Annotated in this window: 15 protein-coding genes; 10 read left to right on the top strand and 5 right to left on the bottom strand. The window is 62.0% G+C overall.

Translation table 11 applies throughout. The features are described 5' to 3' along the window. Positions 1–223 precede the first annotated feature (223 nt). The 3 genes from CFter6_RS06985 (at position 224) to CFter6_RS06975 (ending at position 2754) form a co-directional block, all read left to right on the top strand. Positions 224–568, top strand: a complete 345-nt coding sequence (locus CFter6_RS06985; protein WP_061539317.1) for a hypothetical protein — start codon at positions 224–226, stop codon at positions 566–568. A gap of 11 nt (positions 569–579) precedes the next feature. Continuing rightward, a complete protein-coding gene (locus tag CFter6_RS06980; protein WP_061539316.1) occupies positions 580–1140 on the top strand; it encodes a glycine zipper family protein in 561 nt (186 codons plus the stop codon). A 222-nt stretch (positions 1141–1362) separates the two neighbouring features. Beyond that, the gene (locus tag CFter6_RS06975; protein ID WP_061539315.1) at positions 1363–2754 is read left to right on the top strand and encodes a GntP family permease; all 1392 of its coding nucleotides are present in this window, start codon (positions 1363–1365) and stop codon (positions 2752–2754) included. Positions 2755–2906: 152 nt separating this feature from the next. Here CFter6_RS06975 and CFter6_RS06970 read toward each other — a convergent pair whose 3' ends face one another. Then, positions 2907–4274: an ATP-binding protein gene (locus CFter6_RS06970; RefSeq protein WP_061539314.1), complete on the bottom strand. Its 1368-nt coding sequence runs from the start codon at positions 4272–4274 to the stop codon at positions 2907–2909. Positions 4275–4325: 51 nt separating this feature from the next. Continuing rightward, positions 4326–5048, bottom strand: a complete 723-nt coding sequence (locus tag CFter6_RS06965; protein ID WP_061539313.1) for a response regulator — start codon at positions 5046–5048, stop codon at positions 4326–4328. Between the two features lie 331 nt (positions 5049–5379). On the opposite strand from CFter6_RS06965, the gene CFter6_RS06960 reads away from it, so the two are divergent. The 6 genes from CFter6_RS06960 (at position 5380) to CFter6_RS06935 (ending at position 16209) form a co-directional block, all read left to right on the top strand. Beyond that, complete coding sequence (locus CFter6_RS06960; protein WP_061539312.1) at positions 5380–5889, top strand: Spy/CpxP family protein refolding chaperone; 510 nt, start codon at positions 5380–5382, stop codon at positions 5887–5889. A gap of 341 nt (positions 5890–6230) precedes the next feature. Next, on the top strand, positions 6231–7679 hold the full coding sequence (locus tag CFter6_RS06955) for an MdtA/MuxA family multidrug efflux RND transporter periplasmic adaptor subunit (RefSeq protein WP_061539311.1): 1449 nt from the start codon (positions 6231–6233) through the stop codon (positions 7677–7679). Between the two features lie 17 nt (positions 7680–7696). Further along, positions 7697–10861, top strand: a complete 3165-nt coding sequence (locus CFter6_RS06950; protein WP_061539310.1) for an MdtB/MuxB family multidrug efflux RND transporter permease subunit — start codon at positions 7697–7699, stop codon at positions 10859–10861. A 17-nt stretch (positions 10862–10878) separates the two neighbouring features. Beyond that, the gene (locus tag CFter6_RS06945) at positions 10879–14097 is read left to right on the top strand and encodes an efflux RND transporter permease subunit (protein ID WP_061539309.1); all 3219 of its coding nucleotides are present in this window, start codon (positions 10879–10881) and stop codon (positions 14095–14097) included. A 39-nt stretch (positions 14098–14136) separates the two neighbouring features. Next, entirely contained in the window at positions 14137–15630 is a 1494-nt protein-coding gene (locus CFter6_RS06940; RefSeq protein WP_061539308.1) for an efflux transporter outer membrane subunit, read from the top strand. A gap of 147 nt (positions 15631–15777) precedes the next feature. After that, positions 15778–16209, top strand: coding sequence for an EamA family transporter (locus tag CFter6_RS06935; protein ID WP_061539307.1), 432 nt, complete (start codon positions 15778–15780; stop codon positions 16207–16209). Here CFter6_RS06935 and pabB read toward each other — a convergent pair. Then, positions 16206–18095 (bottom strand): aminodeoxychorismate synthase component I, encoded by a 1890-nt coding sequence (gene pabB, locus CFter6_RS06930; protein WP_061539306.1) that lies wholly within the window; start codon positions 18093–18095, stop codon positions 16206–16208. The two genes, CFter6_RS06935 and pabB, sit on opposite strands and share 4 nt — an antisense overlap. 142 nt (positions 18096–18237) lie before the next feature. Here pabB and CFter6_RS06925 point away from each other — a divergent pair, with 142 nt between their 5' ends. Then, positions 18238–19629 carry an MFS transporter gene (locus CFter6_RS06925; protein WP_061539305.1) on the top strand — a complete coding sequence of 464 codons (1392 nt, stop codon included), beginning with the start codon at positions 18238–18240 and terminating at the stop codon, positions 19627–19629. A 9-nt stretch (positions 19630–19638) separates the two neighbouring features. Here CFter6_RS06925 and CFter6_RS06920 read toward each other — a convergent pair whose 3' ends face one another. Both CFter6_RS06920 and CFter6_RS06915 read right to left on the bottom strand, forming a co-directional pair. Next, positions 19639–23658, bottom strand: a complete 4020-nt coding sequence (locus CFter6_RS06920) for a translocation/assembly module TamB domain-containing protein (protein ID WP_236904563.1) — start codon at positions 23656–23658, stop codon at positions 19639–19641. A gap of 36 nt (positions 23659–23694) precedes the next feature. Beyond that, positions 23695–25485: an autotransporter assembly complex protein TamA gene (locus CFter6_RS06915; RefSeq protein ID WP_417924792.1), complete on the bottom strand. Its 1791-nt coding sequence runs from the start codon at positions 25483–25485 to the stop codon at positions 23695–23697. Between the last annotated feature and the right edge of the window lie 58 nt (positions 25486–25543).

Below are 25543 nucleotides of genomic sequence, written 5' to 3'. Positions count from 1 at the left end.
TCTGCGAGCCGCCAGCCTTGCGGTCTGCCACGCGACGGCAAGTAAAAAATCCTGCTGTCCTGCAACAATTCCCTTCATTGGCTGCCCCGCAGCAATCGCTTTGTATCAAAGAGTTAAAATGGTTGGTCTTGACGCCAACATTTGCAACCAGAAGTAACTCCTTTTGCTACTTTTGACGGTCCGGGATTACTATTAAATCACTGATAAATGCGTGGGAAATATCATGAAAAAAATTGCTCTATTGGTACTTGCAGCTGCGGGCCTGATGGTTACCAGTTCGGCCAGTTTTGCCTATGGTTATTACGGACATGGCGGCTTCTACGGCCCACGCATCGGTGTAACCATAGGCGGACCGCTGTATTGGGGCCCGCCGCCGGTATACTACGCGCCGCCGCCGGTGTATTACGCCCCGCCGCCGGTCTACGTTGAACCGGAACCGCAGACTTATATAGAAAAAGCCCCGAACTATGCATATTACTGCCCTAGTCCGGCTGGCTATTATCCCCAGATTCCTCGCTGCCCGAAAGGCTGGATGAAGGTAATGCCGGACCAAGCTCAACCTAGATAAGGCGGTGTGTGATGATAAGTGGAACTACCAAGATAATCGCGGCCTCGCTGGCCGTCCTCCTGACCGGCTGCGTTACCGCGCCGTCGGGTCCGAATGTGATGGCGTTGCCTGGTTCAGGTAAAAGCTACGAGCAATTCCGCAACGATGAGGCAGTATGCCAGCGTGCTGCCCAGGAAAGAATAGGCCCGTATGCGCCGCAAGCCGCAGCTGACAATGCGGTAGGAACAGCGGCAGCCGGCACCGTCATCGGCGCAGCGGCTGGCGCCCTGATCGGCGCGGCAACCGGCCGTGCCGGCGCCGGTGCGGCAATCGGCGGCGGCGTCGGCCTGCTGGCAGGTAGCTCGGTTGCCGGCGACTCGGCGGCGCGCAGCAGCTACGGCATGCAGCGCGAGTACAACAATGTCTATACCCAATGCATGTATGCCAAGGGTAACCAGGTTCCGGTCTCCGGCGGCTACGCAAACAGCCGTCGCCAGCAATATGCTCCGGCTCCGCAGTACTCGGCGCCGCCTGACTACTACCCGCCGCAACGGGGTAATTACGGTCCGCCGCCAGACTACGTTCCCTACTGATCGCCTTTGATCGCAGCCACAAAAAAGACATGCTTCATGCATGTCTTTTTGCATTCAGGGCGCGTTTCCTGCGGCCGGCGACGGAACTCAAGCTGCATTCCGCCTCTCTCTCATCTTTGCCTCCCCCGCGAGCCACGTTAAAATAATCGCAACATTCGACGGCCATTTCCCGCAGGCCCGATCGAATCCGCTAGAGCAACCCTGATCCGTAGGAGATAAAGGATGAGTTTCATCGTAGTTATTCTGGCTTTGCTGTTCCTGATGTTTGTCGCCTACCGCGGCTACAGCGTTATCCTGTTTGCCCCGGTCGCCGCGCTCGGCGCCGTGCTGCTCACCGACCCCAGCCTGGTCGCTCCCATGTTCACCAGCGTGTTCATGGAAAAGATGGTCGGTTTCGTCAAGCTCTACTTTCCCGTTTTCCTGCTGGGCGCGGTATTCGGCAAGGTGATCGAACTCTCGGGATTTTCCAAATCCATCGTGTCGAGCGTCATCAATGTGGTCGGACGACAGCGCGCCATGCTTTCCATTGTCCTGGTATGCGGCTTGCTGACCTATGGCGGCGTCTCGCTGTTTGTGGTGGTGTTCGCGGTCTATCCGTTTGCCGCCGAAATGTTCCGCCAGGGCGGCATCCCGAAACGCCTGATCCCCGGCACGATTGCGCTGGGCGCGTTCACCTTCACCATGGATTCGCTGCCAGGCACGCCGCAGATCCAGAACATCATCCCCACCACCTTTTTCAATACCACTACCTGGGCCGCGCCCTGGCTGGGCGTAATCGGCACCGTATTCATCCTGGTCACCGGCCTGCTCTACCTGGACTGGTGCCGCCGCCGCGCGGCTGCCAGCGGCGAAGGCTACGGCAGCAACTTGCTGAACGAGCCGGAACCCGTGGCCGACGGCAAGCTGGCGCATCCGCTGGTCGCCCTGCTGCCACTGGTGCTGGTGGGGGTGATGAACAAGCTGTTCACGGCATGGATTCCCATGCTTTACGGGACTAGCCATGAAATGACGCTGGCCGGTTCAAGCAAACCGATTACTACCCAGGTCTCCGGCGTGGTAGCGATCTGGGCGGTCGAAGCGGCGCTGCTGGTCGGGATCTGTTCGGTGCTGCTGTTTGCCTTCAGCGCCGTCAAGGAAAAATTCGCCGAAGGCAGTAAAGCGGCCGTCGGCGGCGCCTTGCTGGCGTCGATGAACACCGCTTCCGAATATGGCTTCGGCGCCGTCATTGCCGGCCTGCCGGGTTTCCTGGTCATCGCCGACGCCCTCAAGAGCATTCCGAATCCGCTGGTCAACGAAGCGGTGACAGTCACCACGCTGGCCGGCGTCACCGGCTCCGCTTCCGGCGGCCTGAGCATCGCCCTGGCGGCGATGTCGCACACTTTCATTGAAAACGCGCAGGCTGCCGGCATCCCGATGGAAGTGCTGCACCGGGTTGCGGCCATGGCCAGCGGCGGCATGGATACGCTGCCGCATAACGGTGCGGTGATTACCTTGCTGGCCGTGACCGGGCTTTCGCACCGGCAGTCTTACAAGGATATTTTTGTGGTGACGATGATCAAGACGGCGGCTGTGTTTGTGGTGATTGCGGCTTACTACCTGACGGGGATTGTCTAAGGATAGCTTCGATACATTTAGAGAAAAATCGGCCTCTGGATGCGACTTGATGTACTCCGTGGTTCGTTAAATGGGGCCAGAGTAATTTTCGCAAAGAGCGCGAAAAAAACTCTGACCCTATTTAACTGCCTGGTGTAGTTTTTTTAAGCTGTTCAGATACCGTTCAAGGCGGGCAATCGCAAGGTCGCCTCCAGGCCACCCTCGGGATGGTTGCGCAATTGCAGCGTGGCCCGGTGGTTCTCGGCGATGTTGCGCGCGATGGTCAGCCCCAGCCCGGTGCCGCCGGTATCGCGCGAACGGGAAGTCTCCAGGCGGAAGAACGGATCGAATACCGTCTCCAGCAGCTCGGCGGGAATGCCTGTGCCGCCGTCGCGGATGCGGATTACGATATCGCTGCCTTCACGCGCCACCAGCAGGCGCGCATAACGGCCGTATTTGGTTGCATTGTCGACCAGGTTGGTCAGGCAACGCCGCAGCGTGTTCGGCTGCGCCATGATCGAAGCGCGGGTGCGCCCTTCCAGCGTGACGTCCTGCCGGGCGTCGACGGCGTCGGCGCACACGCTGTCGAGCAGGGAATCGATATCCAGCTTCTGCATCGCTTCCGCCGAATCCATGCTGCGCGCCAGGTCCAGGCCTTCGCGCACCATGCTCTGCATGACCGCCAGGTCCTCCAGCAGCTTGCGGCGCAAATCGGCCTCGCCGACCTTTTCCAGGCGCAGGCGCAACCTGGTCAGGGGCGTTTGCAAGTCGTGGGTGATCGCCGCCAGCATGTGGGTGCGATGCTGGATCTGGCGCTTGATGCGCGCTTGCATGGCATTAAAAGCGGTAGCAGCCTGGCGCACTTCGGTCGGTCCTGTTTCATCCAGCGGCGGGCGGTCGATATCGCGCCCCAGTTCGCCGGCGGCAATCGCCAGGTGCTTGATCGGCCGTGCCGTCATCTTGGCGACAAAATAGGCCAGGCCGCCGATCAGCAACAGGAACAAGGCGAAATAAGGCGACAGGTAGGGCATGCCCGGCGGCCGTGCGGGAGGCGGCGCGCCGGGGCCGCGCGTCATGCGCAGCTTCAGCTTCAGCAGCGTGCCGTCTTTCAGGCTGACGTATACCACCTGGCATTCTTCGGGCCGGCGGAAATCGAAATTCTTGCGCGTGTGCAGCTTGCAGTCGCTTTGCTTGTCGACCAGGATACTGCGGTCTCCGCCCAGGCGCGCCTTCAGCAGCGAGGTCAGGGATGGATTGTCGTCGACGGCGTCTTCGGTGTCCTTGACCATGCTGGCTTCCAGGCCGAAATTCTCGCTGGTCTGCAGCACGACGGAACGCATGTCGGGACCGACGTTGTCGAGCGAGAAAACGATCTGCTCGACCCGTTCGGCGATGCGGAATTCATAAAATTCCTTGAAAGACTTGCGCCTTTCGTTTTCGGCCAGCCAGCTGGTGGTGGCGGCGGCGACCAGGATCCCGGTCAGCAGGATCAGGAACACCCGGTTGGCAACCGAGCCAAAGAAATTTCTCACGGACGGCATCCCTCTTCTACCTATCCAGGCGCGCAGCTGGCGTGCATTGCAATTTTGCCGTCACGACTCAACCGTCACCGCGGTGGCCAACACATATCCTTCGTTGCGCACGGTCTTGATGATCACCGGGGTACGGGCGTCGTCGCCCAGTTTCTGGCGCAGGCGGCTGATCTGGATATCGACCGAGCGGTCGAAAGGATCGGATTCGCGTCCCTGGGTCAGCTCCAGCAGCTGGTCGCGGTTCAGGACCCGGTTCGGATGGTCCAGGAATACCTTGAGAATGCGGTATTCGGCGCCGGACAGCGCCACCACCAGCCCCTCGTTATTGACCAGGTGGCGCGCGATCAGGTCCAGCGTCCAGCGTCCGAACTGGATCTGCTGGGCTTCCGGCGACGCCATGTTCGGCGGCAGCGCCTGGGTGCGGCGCAAGACGCTGCGGATGCGGGCGAACAGTTCGCGCGGCTCGAACGGCTTCGACAAATAATCGTCGGCGCCCATTTCCAGGCCGAGTATGCGGTCCAGCGGTTCGCCGCGTGCGGTCAGCATGATTACCGGGATATTCGAATCGGCGCGCAGGTTGCGGCACAGCGTCAGGCCGTCTTCGCCGGGCAAGGTGAGATCCAGCACCACCAGGTCGACCCGTGCTTCCGACAGTATCTTGCGCATGTCGCTGCCGTTGGTCGCCATCAGCGTGCGGAACCCGTTGGCGTCCAGGTATTCGGCCAGCAGGGTGCGGATTTCGTGGTCGTCGTCGACCACCAGTATGTGAGCAGCAGTTTCCATATGCGTGATTATCCTAGGACCGGAAGTGCGGCCAATCGAAAAAAGAAAAGCTTGATGACGGGTGACGAAGTATTCAAAACAATCAATCCCTGGTGGGTGGCAGCTGCGGACGGCTGCAGTTTCTAGGATTATGGCAACTCGGCGCAAGAAAGACGATAGTAATTTGTATATTGGCATATCTGCCACGTGCGCGGACACATTAAGATACAAAGCAATCTTGATCCCATACATGGCGATACAAAGCTGCTTCCCCATGAAAAATCGGCGATACACCAGCGCGTTCCAATGCGAACTGTGCGGATTGCACTTAAATTCACGGAAGGATTTCATTATGTTCAAGCTTCGTAAACAACTGCTGATCGGCATGACCGCACTGAGTTTTGCTGCCATGGGCATGACTGCCCACGCCCAGGCCGACAGCGGCCCCGACGGTCCAGCCCGCCATGCCCCTACGCCGGAGCAAAAGGCCAAATTTGCCGAAAAAATGGCAAAACGCCAGGCTAAACTGCATGATGACCTGAAAATCACCTCGGCCCAGGAAACTGCATGGCAAACCTTCATCGGCAAGATCAAGCCAGTCCGGCCGACTGATATGCCGCAACGTCCAAACAAGGAAGAATGGGCCAAGCAAACCGCCCCTGAACGCCTCGACCACCGGATGGAATTCCTGAAACACGCTGAAACACGCCTGGCCGAGCGCACCGCTGCGGTCAAGGAGTTCTATGCCGTGCTGACGCCGGTCCAGCAAAAAGTGTTCGACGACCATTTCAGGCAGATGGAACAGCATCGCTTCGGCGGCCATCGCGGTGGTCACCGCGGCGGTCCGGACACAGCCAAGTAACTGCAAAGGGCCCGGTTGCCGGCCGGGCCAAAACCCGCTTGTCGCAGGCGGCGAGGTCCCGGAAGCAGCCTGGCTTGATCTCGCGCCAGGCGTGTTTTCGCGGCGTTGCTGTTTTCCGCCGTACCCTGTCCGGACTAGCCCAATTGCCGACCGCCAAGCCAGTAGCTACACTGCCTCGCTGGCGCCTTTCATTAATTTGAAACAATTTCTAATAAATACACACGGCAGTAAAATTTACTCGCTAAACTCATGTAATTATTTTTCAACAATCTGCCGGACGCCTGCCGGCGGCAAATTGTTGCATTGCACCCGTCCACATTCTGACTGACCTCCTGCCTGCGATGACTACTACACCGACTCCTCAAATCGACCAATCCAGCCAGTCCCGGCCTGCCCTTCCCAATCGACGCCAGGGCGGATTCCAGCGCGGCTGGTGGTGGCTGGCCGCAGTCGTCGTGCTGGCGCTGGCGGCTTACCTGATCTGGGGCCGCAGCCACCAGTCCGGCGACGCCGAAACGGGACAAGCAGGAGCAACAGCGGGGCAGGCGGCCAATGGCGGCGGCAAAGGTGGAAAAGGCGGACGGCGCGGCGCATTTGCCGGCGCCGGCGGTCCGTTGCCGGTGGGCGTCGCAGTAGCCAAGACGGGTGATATCCGGATCTATCTTTCCGGCCTCGGCAGCGTCACGCCGGAAGCGACGGCGACGGTGAAAAGCCGGGTCAACGGCCAGTTGATGAAACTGCATTTCAAGGAAGGCCAGGTGGTCAAAGCCGGCGACTTGCTGGCGGAACTGGATCCGCGTCCTTACCAGGTGGCGGTGACGCAAGCTGAAGGCCAGCTCATCCGCGACACTGCCCTGTTGAAGGCGGCGCAGATCGATCTGCAGCGCTATCGCACACTGCTGGCGCAGGACTCCATCGCCAGCCAGCAGGTCGACACCCAGGCCGCCCTGGTCAAACAATATGAAGGCACGGTCAGGTCGGACCAGGGCGCGCTCGACAGCGCCCGCCTGCAACTGACCTACTCGCGCGTCACCGCGCCGATCGGTGGCCGCATCGGCCTGCGCCAGGTCGACCTTGGCAATATAGTGCAGAGCAGCGACACCAACGGCATCGCCATCATCACCCAGCTGCAGCCTATCACCAGCGTATTCAGCATCCCGGAAGATAACATTCCCAGCGTCATGAAGCAGATCCAGGCCGGCAAGACGCTGGCGACCGATGTCTGGGACCGCGACCAGAAAAACAAGCTCGACAGCGGCGCCCTGCTCACCATCGACAATCAGGTCGACAGCACTACCGGCACCGTCAAGCTCAAGGCTGAATTCCCGAACGCCGGCTACGCTCTGTTTCCAAGCCAGTTCGTCAATGTCCGCATGCTGCTCGACACGCGCCGCGACGCCATCGTCATTCCTAACGCGGCGATCCAGCGCGGTTCCAGCGGCAATTTTGTATATGTCGTGAAACCGGATCACAGCGTCACCATCCGCCTGGTGACGGCCGGTCCGGTAGAAGGTGAGTCGACCGCAATCGACAAGGGTATCGCCGTCGGTGAAACCGTGGTAATCGACGGCATCGACAAACTGAAAGAAGGCGCCAAGGTGGAGCCCGTGAATCGCGGCGGTCCGGCTGCAGCCGGCGCCAGCGCCAACCCTGCAGCTGCCGGCGCCGGCGCTCATAAGGGCGGCCGCCGCCACCGCGCGGACGCCAGCGGCGATGCTGCCGCGCCTGCGGCTTCTGCACCTGCACCTGCACCTGCACCTGCCGCACCCAATAACCGCAGCAGTCAATAACCGGCTGTCAAGAACGCATGAATCCCTCACGTCAGTTCATTCTCCGGCCAGTCGCCACATCCCTGTTGATGCTGGCCATTTTCCTGGCCGGCATCGTCGCCTACAAGCAGCTGCCGCTTTCAGCCTTGCCGGAAGTCGACTACCCAACCATCCAGGTGGTGACGCTGTATCCCGGCGCCAGCCCGGACGTCATGACCTCGTCGGTCACCGCCCCGCTGGAGCGCCAGTTCGGCCAGATGCCAGGCCTCAACCAGATGTCGTCGACCAGTTCCGGCGGCGCTTCGGTCATCACGCTGCAGTTCAGCCTCGACCTGAGTCTCGATATCGCCGAACAGGAAGTCCAGGCAGCGATCAATGCCGGCGGCAACCTGCTGCCGTCCGACCTGCCGACGCCGCCGATCTACAACAAGGTGAATCCGGCCGACACGCCCATCATGTCGCTGGCGATCACCTCGAAAACGCTGCCGCTGCCCAAGGTGCAGGACCTGATCGATACCCGCCTGGCGCAAAAGATTTCGCAAGTGCCGGGAGTCGGCCTGGTCAGCCTGTCCGGCGGCCAGCGGCCAGCCGTGCGGCTGCAGCTGAATCCGCGCGCGGTAGCCGCGCTGGGCCTGAACCTGGATGACATCCGCACCGCCATCGGCAATGCCAACGTCAACCAGGCCAAGGGCAGTTTCGACGGACCGGCGCGCGCTTCGACCATCGATGCCAACGACCAGCTGCGTTCCGCCGACGAATACCGCAACCTGATCATCGCCTACAAGAACGGCGCGCCGATCCGGGTCTCGGATGTCGCCGATGTGGTGGACGATGCGGAAAACATCCGCCTGGCGGCCTGGTCCAATACATCGCCGGCGGTGATCCTGAATATCCAGCGGCAACCGGGCGCCAACGTGATCGGCGTGGTCGACAATATCAAGAAGATCCTGCCCAAGCTGCAGGAAACCCTGCCTGGCGCAATCGATGTCCAGATCCTGACCGACCGCACCACCACCATCCGCGCCTCGGTGGCTGACGTGCAGTTCGAGCTGCTGCTGTCAATCGCCCTGGTGGTGATGGTGATCTTCATTTTCCTGCGCAGCGTCCCCGCCACCATCATTCCCAGCGTGGCGGTGCCGCTGTCGCTGATCGGCACGTTCGGCATCATGTATCTGGCCGGTTTCTCGGTGAACAACCTGACCTTGATGGCGCTCACCATTGCTACCGGTTTCGTGGTGGACGATGCGATCGTGATGATCGAAAACATTTCGCGCTACATCGAAGAAGGCATGAAGCCTTTGCAGGCGGCGCTGAAGGGCGCCGAGCAGATCGGCTTCACTATCATTTCCCTGACGTTCTCGCTGATTGCGGTGCTGATCCCGCTGCTGTTCATGGGCGACGTGGTGGGACGCCTGTTCCGCGAATTCGCCATCACGCTGGCGGTGGCGATCCTGATTTCCGCCGTGATCTCGCTGACGCTGACGCCGATGATGTGCGCCAAGCTGCTGCACCACATCCCGGAAGAAAAACAGAGCTGGTTCTACCGCAAGAGCGGCGCCTTCTTCGACAAGATTATCGCTCGCTACGGCGTGATGCTGGAATGGGTGCTGCGCCATCAGTTTGCAACGCTGGTGGTGGCGATCGGCACCCTGGTGCTGACCGCGGTACTGTACATATTCATTCCGAAGGGCTTTTTCCCGGTGCAGGATACCGGCGTGATCCAGGGCATTTCGGAAGCCAGCCAGTCGATTTCGTTTGCCGCCATGTCGGAGCGGCAGCAGGCGCTGGCCGCGACGGTGTTGAAAGACCCGGCGGTCGAAAGCCTGTCGTCGTTCATCGGCGTCGACGGCAGCAACGCCACCCTGAACAGCGGCCGCATGCTGATCAACCTGAAGCCGCGCGAACAGCGCAACATCAGCGCCAGCGACGTCATCCGCCGCCTGCAGCCGGAACTGGACCGCGAGGTCGGTGACATCACGCTGTACATGCAGCCGGTGCAGGATCTGACGATTGAAGACAGCGTCAGCCGCACCCAGTACCAGTTCAGCGTCGAAGACGCCAACGCCGCCGAACTGAGCGCCTGGGTGCCGAAGCTGATCGAGCGCCTGCGCAAGATTCCGGAACTGGCGGACATCGCCAGCAACCAGCAGGATCTCGGCTTGCAGGCCTACATCGCGATCGACCGCGACGCCGCTTCACGGCTGGGCATCACTACCGCCGCCATCGACAATGCCCTGTACAACGCCTTCGGCCAGCGCCTCATCTCGACCATCTACACCCAGTCGAACCAGTACCGGGTAGTGATGGAAGTGAAGCCGGAATTCCAGAAAGGGCCGGCGGCGCTGAACAGCATTTTCCTGGTCGCAGGCAACGGCAGCCAGATCCCGCTGTCGAGCATCGCCACCGTCGAGGAACGCACCTCGCCGCTGGTAGTGAACCATATCGGCCAGTTCCCGGCCACCACGATTTCCTTCAACCTGGCGCCCGGCGCCTCGCTGGGCAACGCCGTCAAGGCGATCCAGGCAGCCGAAAAGGAAATCGGCATGCCGGACAGCATCCAGACCAGCTTCCAGGGCGCGGCGCTGGCGTTCCAGGCTTCGCTGAGCAATACCCTGATGCTGATCCTGGCCGCCATCATCACGATGTACATCGTGCTCGGCGTCCTGTATGAAAGCTATATCCACCCGATCACGATCCTGTCGACGCTGCCGTCGGCCGGCGTCGGCGCCCTGCTGTCGCTGATGATCGCCGGCACGGACCTGGGGATTATCGGCATCATCGGCATCATCCTGCTGATCGGTATCGTCAAGAAGAACGCCATCATGATGATCGACTTCGCGCTGGACGCCGAACGCAATGAAGGCAAAGAGCCGCGCGAAGCGATCTACCAGGCTTGCCTGCTGCGCTTCCGTCCCATCCTGATGACCACCATGGCCGCCTTGCTGGGCGCCTTGCCGCTGATGCTGGGTTCGGGCGTCGGTTCCGAGCTGCGGCAGCCGCTGGGAATCACCATGGTCGGCGGCCTGCTGGTGTCGCAGGTGCTGACCCTGTTCACCACGCCGGTCATCTACCTGGCGTTCGACAACCTGGCGCGCCGTACCAAAGCGCGTTTCGGCATCAAGGAGGACGAGCACAAGGGCAAGGGCAGGGGCGATGATGACAGCGACAGCGACGGTGCAATCCCTGAACCGGCCAAGCCGTAGGGGAAGGCAAAGACAGCATGAATATCTCGCGTCCCTTTATCCAGCGGCCGATCGCCACCACCCTGCTGACCATCGGCATCGCCCTGGCCGGCATGGTGGCGTTCCGGCTGCTGCCGGTCTCGCCGTTGCCGCAAGTAGATTTCCCGACCATTTCGATCTCGGCCTCGTTGCCCGGCGCCAGTCCGGAAACCATGGCCGCCACCGTCGCCACGCCGCTGGAACGGGCGCTGGGATCGATCGCCGGCATCACCGAAATGACGTCATCGAGCTCGCTCAGTTCGACCCGCATCACCTTGCAGTTCGACCTCAGCCGCGACATCGACGGCGCGGCGCGCGACGTCCAGGCAGCCCTGAATGCGGCGCGCAACCTGCTGCCGACCGGCCTGCCCAGCAATCCCAGCTATCGCAAGGTGAATCCGGCCGATGCACCCGTCATGATCCTGGCGCTGACCTCGGACAGCATGACGCAAGGCCAGATGTACGATGCCGCCGACACCATCCTGGCGCAAAAACTGTCGCAGGTGAAAGGTATCGGCCAGGTTAGCGTCGGCGGCAGCTCGCAGCCGGCGGTGCGCGTCGAACTGAATCCGACCGCACTCAACAAATACGGCATAGGCACGGCCGATGTGCGCACCGCGATCGCCGCCACCAACGCCAACCGCCCCAAGGGCATGCTGGAAGACGGCGACAAGAACTGGCAAATTTACGCCAACGACCAGGCCAAGACCGCCGCCGAATACATGCCGCTGATCGTTTCTTATCGCAACGGCGCGCCGGTGCGCGTCAGCGATGTCGCCACGGTAGTCGACTCGGTAGCCAACCTGCGTAACGCCGGTTCCGCCAACGGCAAGCCGTCGGTGCTGGTGATCCTGAGCCGCCAGCCTGGCGCCAACATCATCGAAACCGTGGATGAAGTACGGGCCCTGCTGCCGCAGTTGCGCGCCTCGATCCCGGCTGCCATCAATCTCGATGTCGCCATGGACCGGACGCCGACCATCCGCGCCTCCTTGCACGAAACCGAAAGCACCTTGCTGATGTCGATCGCGCTGGTGATCATGGTGGTGTTCCTGTTCCTGCGCAACGGCCGCGCCACGCTGATTCCGGCGGTCGCGGTGCCGATCTCGCTGATCGGCACTTTCGGCGTCATGTACCTGCTCGGCTACAGCCTCGACAACCTGTCCCTGATGGCGCTGACGATCGCTACCGGTTTTGTGGTCGACGATGCCATCGTGGTGCTGGAAAACGTTTCGCGCCATATCGAAGAAGGCATGAAGCCGTTCGCCGCGGCGCTCAAGGGCGCAAAGGAAGTCGGCTTTACCGTGATGTCGATGAGCATTTCCCTGATCGCCGTCTTCATCCCGATCCTGCTGATGGGCGGCATCGTCGGCCGCCTGTTCCGTGAATTCGCCGTCACCTTGTCGGTTGCGATCCTGGTGTCGCTGGTGGTCTCGCTGACCACTACGCCGATGATGTGCGCGCGCCTGCTGAAACACGACCCGGAGCGCAAGCAAGGACGCTTTTTCAACGCCACCGAACGCGCCTTCGACGCCATGCTGCGCGGCTACGAACGGTCGCTGGCGTGGGCCCTGCGTTTTGCGCCGCTGATGATGCTGATCCTGTTCGGCACCATCGTGCTCAATGTGTACCTGTACACGGCGATTCCCAAGGGCTTCTTCCCGCAGCAGGATACCGGCCTGGTGATCGGCGGCATCCAGGGCGACCAGTCGATTTCCTTCCAGTCGATGCGCGTCAAGCTGGACCAGTTTGTCGACATCGTGCGCAAGGATCCAGATGTAAAAAGCGTGATCGCATTCACCGGCGGCGGCCAGAGCAACCGCGGCCAGATGTTCATTACGCTGCAGCCTCTGACGCAGCGCAAGCTGACCGCGGACCAGGTGATCGCGCGGCTGCGCGGCAAGCTCAGCCATATCGCCGGCGCCAACCTGTTCATGCAGTCGGTGCAGGATATCCGGGTCGGCGGCCGTTCCAGCGACGGCCAGTACCAGTACACCTTGCAATCCGACGACCTGAATGAGCTGCGCACCTGGGAACCCAAGATCCGCGAGGCGTTCAGCGCCTTGCCGCAGCTGGCCGACGTCAGCACCGACCAGCAGGACAAGGGCTTGCAGACTACCTTGACCATCGATCGCGAAACCGCGATCCGCAGCGGCGTCACGCCGCAGCTGATCGATTCGACCCTGAACGACCTGTTCGGCCAGCGCCAGGTGTCGACCATCTACAGCGGCATGAACCAGTACCACGTGGTGATGGAAGCAGCGCCGCAGTATTGGCAGAGCCCGCAGGTCTTGCATGACACTTACGTCAGCATTCCTTCCAGCACGGCCAACCTGTCGCCCACCACCTCCGCCCTCGGCACGCCGCCGGCGCTGACCGCGGGCGGCAAGCTGGCTTCCAATTCATCGCTGGCGCTGACCTTGTCGACCACGGCGGAACAGCAGATGCCGCTGGCGGCGTTCTCCAGCTTCCAGCCGACCAATACCTCGCTTGGCGTCAACCACCAGAGCCAGTTCATCGCCTCCACCATTTCCTTCAACCTGCCGGTCGGCGGTTCCCTGTCCGACGCCACCCTGGCGATCAACGATGCCATGGCCCGGATCGGGGTGCCGACTTCAGTTCACGGCAGCTTCCAAGGCAGCGCCAACCTGTTCCAGTCATCCCTGAGCAGCCAGCCGATGCTGATCCTGACGGCGCTGCTGGCGGTGTATATCGTGCTGGGCATCTTGTATGAAAGCTATGTCCATCCGATCACCATCCTCTCGACCTTGCCGTCGGCCGGCGTCGGCGCCCTGCTGGCGTTGCTGGCGACCGGCACCGAGTTCAGCCTGATCGCCCTGATCGGGGTGATCCTGCTGATCGGCATCGTCAAGAAAAACGCCATCATGATGATCGACTTCGCCCTCGATGTTGAACGCACGCGCGGACTGTCGCCGCGCGATTCGATTTTCGAGGCTTGCAAGCTGCGTTTCCGGCCGATCATGATGACTACCATGGCGGCCATGCTGGGCGCGGTGCCGCTGGCGCTGGGCCAGGGCGACGGCGCCGAGCTGCGGCGGCCGCTGGGCATCGCGATTGTCGGCGGCCTGATCATGAGCCAGCTGCTGACTTTGTACACGACGCCGGTGGTCTATCTGTATATGGATCGCTTCCGCCTGTGGAGCAAGGATAAGTGGAAACGGCGCGGCGGCAGGCCGTTGCCGGATACAAGCGAAGCATAAGAACATGGCAGGCGCACGAAGATAATCAACGGATCGAATATGAGACAGAATTTGAAGCAAGCACATACGAATAAAACCCTGTTGGCGATTGCAGCCGCGGTGCTGCTGTTGAGCGCCTGCGCCGTCGGCCCGGATTACGTACGGCCGGCCACGGTTGCGCCGGCTGCTTTCAAGGAAATGAAGGACTGGAAGACGGCTACGCCGCAAGACCAGGAGTTGCACGGCAAGTGGTGGGAGATCTACCAGGACCCGCAATTGAATGCACTGGTCGAGCAAGTCAATATCTCCAACCAGAACCTGGCGCAAGCCGAGGCCCAGTTCCGGCAGGCGAAAGCCCTGGTCGATTCCGCCAGGTCGTCCTACTTCCCGACGGTATCGGCCAATGTCTCGGCTACCCGTTCGGGCGGACGCAATAGCAGCAGCCTGAGTAGCGGCGGCTCGGTAAGCACCACCGACGCGCTCGGCCTGAGCGCCAGCTGGGAACCCGATCTGTGGGGCCGCATCGGCCGCACGGTGGAAGCCAACCAGGCTTCGGCCCAGGCCAGCGCCGCCGATTTGCAGGTGGCCAGGCTCAGCGCCCAATCCACACTGGCGCAGAATTACCTGCAGCTGCGCGTACTCGACTTGCAGCAGACCTTGCTTGACGACACGGTAGCGGCCTATCAGAAGTCGCTGCAGCTGACGCAGAACCAGTATGCCGTCGGCGTGGTCGCCCGTTCTGACGTGATCCAGGCCCAGACCCAGCTCAAAGGCGCGCAGGCGCAGGCGCTGGACAATGGCGTATCGCGCTCCCAGCTGGAACACGCGATCGCGCTGCTCACCGGGCAGGCTGCATCCACATTCTCGCTGGCACCGGCGCCGCTGGTGGCCGTATTGCCGGCGATCCCGGTCGGCGTGCCGTCCACGCTGCTGGAACGCCGTCCAGACGTCAGCGCGGCGGAACGGCTGGCAGCAGCAGCCAATGCCCAGATCGGCGTGGCCAAAGCGGCTTATTTCCCGAACCTGACCTTGTCGGCTTCCGGCGGATTTCAAAGCAACAGTTTCTCTAACTGGCTGACCGTGCCCAACCGCATCTGGTCGCTCGGACCGGCTCTGGCGGCAACCCTGTTCGACGGCGGCGCCCGCCGCGCGCAAAGCGACCAGGCGATCGCCGCCTACGACGCCAGCGTCGCAGTGTACAAGCAGGCGGTGCTGACCAGCTTCCAGGAAGTCGAAGACAACCTGGCGGCCTTGCGCATCCTGGAACAGGAAGCCGCGGTCCAGGCCGAGACGGTCCAGTTCGCGCATCACGCCCTGGAGCTGATCATGAACCAGTACAAGGCCGGCACCGTCAACTACACCAGCGTGGTGACGGCGCAGGCGACCGCGTTCAACGCCGACCTGTCGGCGCTGAATATCCAGAACCGGCGCTTTGCCGCCAGCGTGCTGCTGATCAAGGCGCTGGGCGGCGGCTGGAACCAGGCCGAGCTGCCGGACAACGCCATGCTGAATGACCGCGGCGCCGCTAAAGACAGCAAGCCTGCGGCGAAATAACTGTAGGGTGGGCAAGATTTTTTTGCCCACGCGTGAACTCACACCACGTACATGCCATTACGATGCTACGCAGGCATGCACTCCGGTTATCATGGTCACGCGTGGGCACAGGTGTCCACCCTACAATCCGATATCTGGGAGAACAAAATGAATTTCGGTTCCAGCTGGCAGGTATTTGCCCTCGGTTCGGCATTTTTCGCCGGCCTGACGGCGATCTTCGGCAAGTTCGGCGTTGCCGGCATGAATTCCAACTTCGCCACCTTCATCCGCACCGTCATCATCCTGTTCGTAATCGCCGGCATCGTCACCTTGCGCGGCGAATGGCAAAAACCGGCGCTGGTCAGTTCGTCCAACTGGCTGTTCCTGGTGCTGTCGGCGATCGCTACCGGCCTGTCCTGGCTGTGCTACTACCATGCGCTGCAAATCGGGCCGGTATCCAAGGTGGCGCCGATCGACAAGCTGAGCGTGGCCTTCGCCATTGTGCTGGGCTTGCTGTTTGCCGGCGAACAGCTGACCTGGCCGGTGGCCATCGGCGGCTCCCTGATCGTCGCCGGCTCGGTCGTGATTATCGCGTTTTAAGCTAGCTGCAGCAGCGTTGCCGGCATGGTTCCGCGCAAGGCGTTGCACACCATGACCTGCTCGGCCGCCAGCAAATCCGCCATGCTCAGGCTGCGTTCGCTGGCATTCCACGTCGCATCGTTCAATACCACGCTACGCATCACGCCCGGCAGCAATCCAGCCCGCAGCGGCGGTGTATACCAGCACCCGTCCAGCTTGACAAAGACACTGCTACGCCCGCCTTCGGTCAATTCACCTTCGCGGTTGAAGAACAGCATGTCGAAGGCGCCCTGCTGCTGCGCCTGTTGCCAGGCCTGGTCGTAACCTTGCCGTATCGTGGTTTTATGCCGCAGGAACAGGTCGTCGGACTGCGTCGGCGTCGACGCGATCAGCAGGCGGACCGGCAGCTCAAGCGTCCCCAGTTGCGCGCTTTGCAGGCTGCAGCCGCCATCCGCCGCCAAGGTCAGGCGCAGGCGCTGAGGCCCGTTGGCGGGCAGGTTCGCGCAATGCGTCCGCAAAGCCGCACGCAAGACGTTTTCGTCATAGGGAAAGCCGAAGTAGGCAGCCGATGCCTGCAAACGCTGCAGATGCAGGTCCAGGTGGCGGCAGCCGTCCGCGCTGGTGGCGTAGATGGTTTCAAACAAGGAAAAATCGCCACCCATGCCGGTCAGGAATTTTGCTTTCAACGCGCATTCGGCATATTCTTCCGCCGCTACGCTGTCGTGCACGATGCCGGCGCCGACTCCCATTTCGCCATGACGTATGCCGGCGCCGTGCAGGCCGTCCGCCGCGGCCGGCTGCAGCCACAAGGTGCGGATCGGCACCGACAAACAGAAATCGCCGAAGCGGCGGCCTGGCTGTTCCACCTCGAACCAGCCAATCGCGCCGGTATACAAACCGCGCGGCTCGGGCTCCAGCTCGCTGATGATTTGCATGGTGCGATGCTTGGGCGCGCCGGTGATCGAACCGCAGGGATACAGCGCCTGGATCACGGCACTGAGGCTGACATCGTCGCGCACCTGCGCCTGCACGGTGGAAGTCATCTGCAGCACGCTACTGAAGCGCGTCACCTCGAACAATTGCGGCACGCGTACCGAACCGGGAACGGCGATGCGTCCCAGGTCGTTGCGCAGCAAATCGACGATCATCAGGTTTTCCGCCAGGTTCTTGGGATCCGCGGCAAGCGCCTTGGCGGCCAGTGCATCCTGTTCCGCATCGCCGCTGGCGGCGGCGGTTCCTTTCATCGGGCGCGCCGTCAGCACGCCCGCCGCATGGCGCACGAACAGTTCCGGCGACAACGACAATACCGCCGCGCCGTCCTCCAGCAGGATCAGGCTGCCGTAAGGCACCGGTTGCCGTTGCCGGAGCTGGCGATACAGGGCGACAGGGCTGCCGTAGACATCGAAACGCAGGCGGTAGGTATAGTTGACCTGGTAGGTGTCGCCGGCTTCGATGTAGGCGTGTATCTTGGCGATGGCAGCGGCGAATTGTTCGGCGCTGACGTTCGGACGGAGGTTGGCGATGCCGGCGCCGGCTTCTGCCGCGCCGGTTTCCGCAGCCTGGCGCTGCGCCAGCCAGGCATCCACCTCGGCATCGCTCAAATGTTCGCAATGCGCAAACAGCAGGATCTGCGCCAAAGGCCGGGACGGCACTGGCAACCGCTCCGGCAACCCAACATGCTGCAGTCCGATCCCGAGTTCGTAGGTAAACAAGGTCACCGCATGCAAGCCTTCGCGCAGGGCTTGTTGCATCTGCTCGATCAGCTGCGGCAGCCGGTCCGCGTCAAGACAGGACAGGCTGTGTACGTGGCCTGTGTACAGGCGCGAAGACGGCGATTGCGCGGAAGCGGCGCTGCGGTCATCCAGCAAGGCAAAACACTCGGTTGGCGAGGGAAACGTGTTGATCATGGTTCTTGTAAAAAGCGGCAGGCGGCCAGAGAAACAGCCTGCATGCTACCTGAACGGTAAGGGATAGTCTAAAACGCTATAATTATGCTCTTTTAAGCAGGCTGGGCGGGCTTTTGTACCCACCCTGCCCATCCATCCCCTCATGGCCATATCCCGCGTCTTCCTCACCCCGCTGATCGTGGCATGCGCCTTGTTCATGGAAAACATGGACTCCACCGTGATCGCCACCTCGTTGCCGATGATGGCGCATGACATGGGAGAAAGCCCGATCGCGCTCAAGCTGGCGATGACTTCCTACCTGGTCAGCCTGGCTGTGTTCATCCCGGTCAGCGGCTGGATGGCGGATCGTTTTGGCGCGCGCACGGTATTCCGCAGCGCGATCGGCGTGTTCATGCTCGGCTCGATCCTGTGCGGCATGTCGGATACGCTGGCGCAATTTGTCGCCGCCCGCTTCCTGCAGGGCGTGGGCGGCGCCATGATGGTGCCGGTCGGACGGCTGGTGATCTTGCGCACCACCACCAAGGCGGAACTGGTGCGCGCGCTCAGCTACCTGACTATCCCGGCCTTGCTGGGACCGGTGATCGGGCCGCCGCTGGGTGGTTTCATCACCACCTATTTCCACTGGCGCTGGATCTTCTTCATCAACGTCCCGATCAGCATCCTCGGCATCTACCTGGCCACGCGCTACATCGAGAACCTGCGCAGCGACGATACCGTGCCGCTCGACTGGATCGGCTTCCTGCTGTCGGCAATCGGCTGCTCGACGCTGATGTTCGGCCTGGCCAGCGCCGGCCGGCACCTGGTGGCTGGCGACGTCTCGCTGATCTGCGTGGTGGTCGGCACAATCAGCTTGCTGGCGTATGTATGGCACGCCTTCCGTACGCCGCATCCGCTGATCAACCTGCGGCTGCTGCAGATTCCAACGCTGCGCATGAACGTCTTCGGCGGCTCGCTGTTCCGCATCGGCGTGGGCGCCCTGCCGTTCCTGCTGCCGCTGCTGTTCCAGCTGGGTTTCGGCCTGACGCCGTTCCAGTCCGGCCTGCTGACCTGCGCTTCGGCAGCCGGCGCGATTTTTGTCAAGACCATGACGACCACGGTGCTGAAAAAATTCGGCTTCAGGAGTGTGCTGATCTATAACACTGTGCTTGGCGCGCTGTCGATGGCGGCATTCGGCGTGCTGAAAGCGGATTCGCCGCATGTCTTCATCATCCTCATGCTGCTGCTGGGAGGCTGCGTGCGTTCCATGCAGTTCACCAGCCTGAATGCGATTGCCTACGCCGAGATCGACCAGCGCCAGATGAGCCAGGCCACCAGCTTGACCAGCGTCGCCCAGCAGCTGGCGATCGGCCTGGGCGTGACAGTCGGCGGTTTTGCATTGCAGGTATCTAACCAGGTGCAGGGCCACACGACCATCGTCAGCGCCGATTTCTGGCCGGCCTTCTTGCTGATCGCGCTGGTTGCCCTGGCTTCCCTGCCGTTTGCCTTGAAACTGCAGCCCGATGCCGGCGCGGAACTGTCGGGCCGCCGTGCCTGATAACCGGGCCTAATCGAAGCGCAGGTTGTACAGGACTTCCAGACCGTTGATGGTGCCACCACGCATCACCATCGACCAGCGCCGCGAAAATTGCCAGGTCAGCTTGAGGATGCTGGCGGCGCTGGTCAGGCTCTGCTCGTAACCCAGGTTGATTTTCTCGGTGATGACTTTGCCCAGGCTCACCACTTGCTCGTTTTCGATGCCGGAATCGCTGGACCCGATCGAGAATTCGTCGAAACCGATGCCCTGCGCAATTTTCTTGCCACCGTAATTTCCCAGCAGCGCCAACGCCTGGCCGGCGGCCTGGCGCTGGCCGAGCGCGGAACTGTCGCTGCCGTGGCCAAACATCAGCCAGGAAAGTTTTTCCTCATCCGACACGTTCGGTTCCGACACCAGCTTGACCCGCAGGTTGCTGGGATTGCCAGTGATCTCGGCGCCCGCTTCGACTTCCTGGTTGCGTTTCATGGCGAGGATGTTGATATTCGGATTGTCGATCGGTCCCTGGAAATTGATCAGTCCGCGTTCAATCGCCAGCTTGCGGCCAAACACTTCGTAGCTGCCGCTTGCGACCCGGATCGTGCCGGTGGCGCGCAATGGCTGGTAAGGCTCGCTGCGCACCTGCATGGCGCCGCGCAGCAGCAGGTCGGCGCCGCTGCCGCGGAAGCGGAAATCGCTGCCGAAATCGACTTCCACGTTCATCACCGGGGTGGCGCCGCCGGCCGGTTTCTGCGCCGCCTTGGCCAGCTTTTCCTGTTCCGTCAACGGTGTCGCCCGCGCTTTGGATTCCTTGCGCACGATGATCACATCGTCGCCCAGCACCGGTGCGCTGCTCTTCGGCAAATCGAACAAGGCTTTGTCGACCGTGAACTTGCCGTCGACATGCAACTGCTCCTTGACGTTGGCGATCTTGGCCTGGCCCGACAGCATCAGCTGGCGGTCCGGGCTGGCGAACAACTGCAGGTGGTCGGCGACGACATTGGCGGTCAGGTCGGGATTGTCATGACCCAGCTGCAGCCGTCCGGTGGCGCGTATGGTGCCGTCGCCGCCATGGAACTCCAGCTGCTGCAGGTCGACCACGTTGTCAGCCAGGTTCAGGCGCGCAGTGCCGTCTTTCAGCTTGATGCCCTGATCGAACAGGGTGACGGCCAGCTGGTCGCCCGCGACTTTGCCTGACAGCATCGGCTTGCCCAGCTGGCCGGCCAGGTTCAGGTCCAGCGCCAGGCTGCCATCGAGCGCAACCTGCGGTCCGATCAAGGCGCCCATCGATTTCAGCTGCGGCACCTGCAGTTTGGCCTGCCCGGACAAAGCCGAACTGTCGCTGACAGTCCAGCTGCTGCCGCTGTGCTGCAAAGCCAACTGCAGCTGCGCGCTCAGGGTGCCGATCCTGGATGCCGCCAACTGGCCGTCCAGCTTGATCTGGCCGGCCAGCAGGTCAGCCCGCAGCTTCAGTTCGGACAAACCCAGGCTGACGTCGCCGCGGCCGGGATTGACGCGCAGGTCGCCGCCGCGGCGCGCGATCTGCAGATAACCGGCGACAGTCTCCGCCAGGGAAAAATCCCAGCTGCTGTCGAGCACCAGGTCGGTCTTCAAGGGAATTTCTGGCGCGCCGAATTCGTGCGCCAGGCCAAGTATCGTCGCCACGTTGAGCGCATTGATGGCGCCGGCTGAACGGATTTTGCCGTTGTCGTAGCTGAAATCCTTCAAATCGATCTGCGCATCCGCCACCGTCAGGCGGGTCGCACCCAGCACCAGGCGGCCGGCATCGGCGCTGATCGCCAGCGGCGCGCCCAGGCTGATGCGCGGCGTGCCCTGGTTTTGCAGTTCGCTCACCTGCCCCTGCCAGCCGTAGCCGGTTTTGCTCTCGCTCAGCTGGCCTTGCGCCGCCATCGTCAAGTGCAGCGGCTTGCCGCGCAGCGTGCCGCTGCTGTCCAGTTTCAAGGTATGTGCGGCATAGGTGCCGGACAGGTTGAGGCTCAGCTTGTCGAGCGCCATGTCGGAACTATGCAAGCCGCGGCCGTCAAGGCTGACTGCCAGCCTGTTGCCGCCTGAATTCAGCTTGGCGTTCAAGTCGGCCTGCACATCGGCCTGGCCTGACAGGCTATCCACCCGATGTTCGCCGTAAGCCAGTTTTTCGGCGCGATAGGTGGCTTGCACATTCGGTTTTTGCAAACTGCCGCTGAGCTGGCCGTCCAGATGCAGCGCGCCGGAAATGCCGAAACCCAAGCCTTGCAGCTGCGGCGCATCGAGCTTCAGGTTGAGGCGATCGCCGGCGGCGCCGAAACTGCCCTTGGCCTGCAGCTCGTTGCCCGCTACAGACAAGGCGATATCGCTGGGCAGCAAACGGCTGCCGGCCAGGTTGAGCAAGCCGTTGCCGGTCATCGGCAGCTGATCGTAGCGGCTGTCGCGGATGGCGAACTTGAGTCTCAGCTTCAGCTCCGGCGTCAGGTTGCCGCTGGCGTCGATATCCATGTTGATGTTTGCCGTCACCGCTTTGGCCTTGGGGGCGCTGCTGGCTTTGGCCGCACCTTTAACCGCGCTTTTAACTGGATCTGCGCTGTTGATCCAGAGGAAAGGATTGAAATCGCGCAAACTGCCCTTCACCGCATACGCCATGCCGGCATCGCGCCCCAGGCTGCCGCTGACATCGAGACGCGCCGGCCCGGCTGCAAGCTGCGCCGTCTTCACTGCGATCTGCTTGGCGTCGATGACGGTTTCCAGTTTCGCCTTGTAAGTAGCGTCGGCCAGGTTCAGGCTGATCTGCTGGTTTTCCGGCGTCAGCCTGACCTTGACCGGCCCGCGCAGCTGCGTCGGCTTCAGCTTGCCGTGCAGCGCTTGCAGATCGAGGCCGGCGACATCGAAACTGAATTCGCCGTTGCTCTTGTTTTTGCCGTCGCTATGGTATTCGCCCTGGCCGCTGATGCTGGCGTCTTTCAGCAGCTTCAGCTGCAACCGCGACAATTGCTGGGCCTGGGTATCCAGCCGCAGTTCGGCGCCGGCGCTGACCAGCGGCAGGCGGTCCTTGTCCAGGGAACCGGGCATTGCATTGACGATGCGTATCGGGCCGCTCACCGTCAGCGTCGCCAGGTCGACCACCGCGGGTGCGCTGCCGGCCGCCGTGGCAGGCGGTGTCTCCGGCTTCAGCGAAGCCTGCAGGCTGAGGTCGGCCTGCGGCGCGCCGCTGCTGAACAATTTGGGATTGATGTGGGCGGCGTTCAATTCAAGCTGCCGGAACGGGATAGCCGCAAACGGCGTCGCTGCGATCTTGGCAGTACCGCTCAGTTTGTCGCCGCGCGCATTCAAGTCTATGTCCAGCAGCGCCAGGCTGCCTGACAGAGCCGCATCCACCTGGTATTTTTCTTTCTGGTATTCGCCGCTCAGCTCCGCGCCGCCGCTCAAAACAAACGGCTGCACGCCGTTCAGGCTGAGTGTGGCGCTGGCCTTGCCGTAGGGCGTGTCCAGCCGTTCCAGCACCAGCTTATGCTGCGTACCGTCCGACTCCCCATGCAGCTGCAAGTGGCTCAGTTCGGTCGTGCTCAACCCCTGGTGCAAGGACAGCTTGCCCAGTGAAATATCGTTGAGGACCAGCTGCAGCGGCAATGCCAGGCTGGCCGGCATCACCGTCGGCTCCGGCGGCGTCGGCTGCAGGCGCGCATCGACATTGCCTACATGCAGGTAAGCGACATCCAGCTTGAGCGGCGACAGGCCGAGGCGCCACTTGGCGTCGACACGATCGATCTTGTATTGCTGGGTAGCGTCGCGATAAACCAGATTGCGCAGCTGCAGACCGTCCGCCACGGTGCCGCCGGCCAGCTGGCCGGACAGCTTGCCATGCATCGCCCATGTACTCAGTTGCCACAAGGTGCGTGCGCCGGACTCGGAACGGACGCCGAAAAACAGCGCAGCTGCCAGCACCGCCAACAACAGCAGGATGGCCGCCAGCAATCGCCACAGCCAGCGCAGGCGGCTGCGGCCGCCGCTCTGGTTCGGCGGCGGGCCTGGTTGCGGAGAGGTGGCTGCTTCGGGCTTCATCTGTTTAATATGCGTTCAGTCTTGAAAATGGAAAAATCAGAAGGCGATGCCCAGCGAAATATGCGGCCGGAACTGCTTGGCCTGGACGCCGTAGGCCAGGTCGACATTCACTGTCCCGACCGGACTGCGATAACGCACGCCGACGCCGGTGCCGACCTTGGTCGCGCGGTCGGCCCAGCTGTCGGTAGCGGTGCCGACATCGTAAAACACGGCGCCGCCCCATTGCTGGGTAAGCCAGTGCTGATATTCGGCGCTGCCGGTCACCATGTACTTGGTCGGATAGACCGTGCCGTTCTGTGAATTGCCGATGCTGTCGTAACTGTAGCCGCGCACCGATTCGTTGCCGCCGGCACGGAACAGCAAGGAAGCCGGCACCGCGGCGCTGGAGCCCGCTGTGAATACGCCGCCCAGCTCTGTGCGCAAAATCACCACATCGCGTTTCGCTACCGGGAAATAATGCTTGTAGCGGCCGTCGGCCCGGAAAAAGGTCTGGTCGGTCAGAAAGCCCTTCACGGCAAACCCGGTCTGTACCGAAAAGATATGGCCGCTGCGCGGAAAGATAGGATCGTCGACAGCGCGCCTGACCCAGGCAAATCCCGGCACCAGGGCCTGGTGCTGACCCGGCTGGACCACGGTATCCGGCGGCAAGGTTGCGCCATCGGTCTGCTCCAGGCGGTCGCGGTAATAATCCAGGGTCAGCGCGGTATCGTAGTTTTCCAGCGAGCGGGCGCGCTTCAGCCCGATTTTCATGCTGCGCAGGTCTACTCCCTGCAAGGTAGTGCGGTCATACGAGCCGTTGATGCCGTTGACGAAGCTGCGCTTGTCGGGCGGCATCGACAAATCCAGCGAGCCGTACTGGCGGCGCTGTTCAATCTTGGTCTGGGCATCGAACACCCATGCTTTGCCGAACACATTGTAGTTGGTGTAACGGCCCTGCACCTGGGCCCCGGTGTCGGAGGCATAACCAAGGCCGGTGCGTATCCGCTGCGTCTGGAATTCGGTGACTTGCACATTCACCGGCGATTCCAGCGCATGCGCCGGATCGTCGTTGATGCTGACGATCACATTGCCAAAGTATGGCGTGTTCTGGATCTGGCGCTGCAGCAACAGCAGGCGGTCGACGCTGTACTCTTCTCCTACCTGCAAGGGATTGACGTTCTCGATGATGCTGGCCGGATAGCGCTTGGTGCCGGTGATGTGCAACGCGCCCAGGGTAAATGGAGGACCGCTGTCGTATTGCACGGACAACTCGGCATCGTTGTCTTCCGGCGTGATCCGCGCTTCCGAATGCGCCACCTTGGCCGCCGGATAACGTTTCTTGAGCAATACCTGTAAACCGTCGTCCTTGGCCTTGGCCCAGTCAGCCTGGCGGAAAGGCTGGCCGGCCGGCAAGCCCCAGTTCTGCTGTATCTGGCGCACCCGCTCAGGCACTTCGGCAGCGGCGCTGCCGCTGACATCGACGGTAGCGGCGGAGACTATGGTGCGTTGCTGCGGATCGACTTTCAAACGGACAGTCTTGACCTCGCCCGCTTCCACCGTGACACTGGTCTTGGGTGAAAAATAACCTTCGGTCGACGTCAATTGCGTGACCTGCTCATCAACCGTATCGACCAGGAACTTCAGTTGATCCTCGCTGAGGTCCTGCCGATCCTTGTAGCGCGACAGGTCCAGGTGCTGCTCGAGCAAAGCCTTCAGATCGCCAGGAGCGTCGATCTCGACTCGATAAGTGGCGCCGGCGCCGGCCGCGCTCAGGGACAGCAGGCCAAAAACCATGCCATACAAGTAGGGCTTGAAGCAGGCAACGGGCATGCGCAAGCATTTCATCATGCGCGGCAGCCCATGACCAGCAATGGCAACGACAGCGGCAACGGCATGTCCGTTTCTA

Source organism: Collimonas fungivorans, from assembly GCF_001584145.1.
GTDB classification, from domain to species: domain Bacteria; phylum Pseudomonadota; class Gammaproteobacteria; order Burkholderiales; family Burkholderiaceae_D; genus Collimonas; species Collimonas fungivorans.
This window is presented reverse-complemented; position numbering and strand designations above follow the sequence as displayed.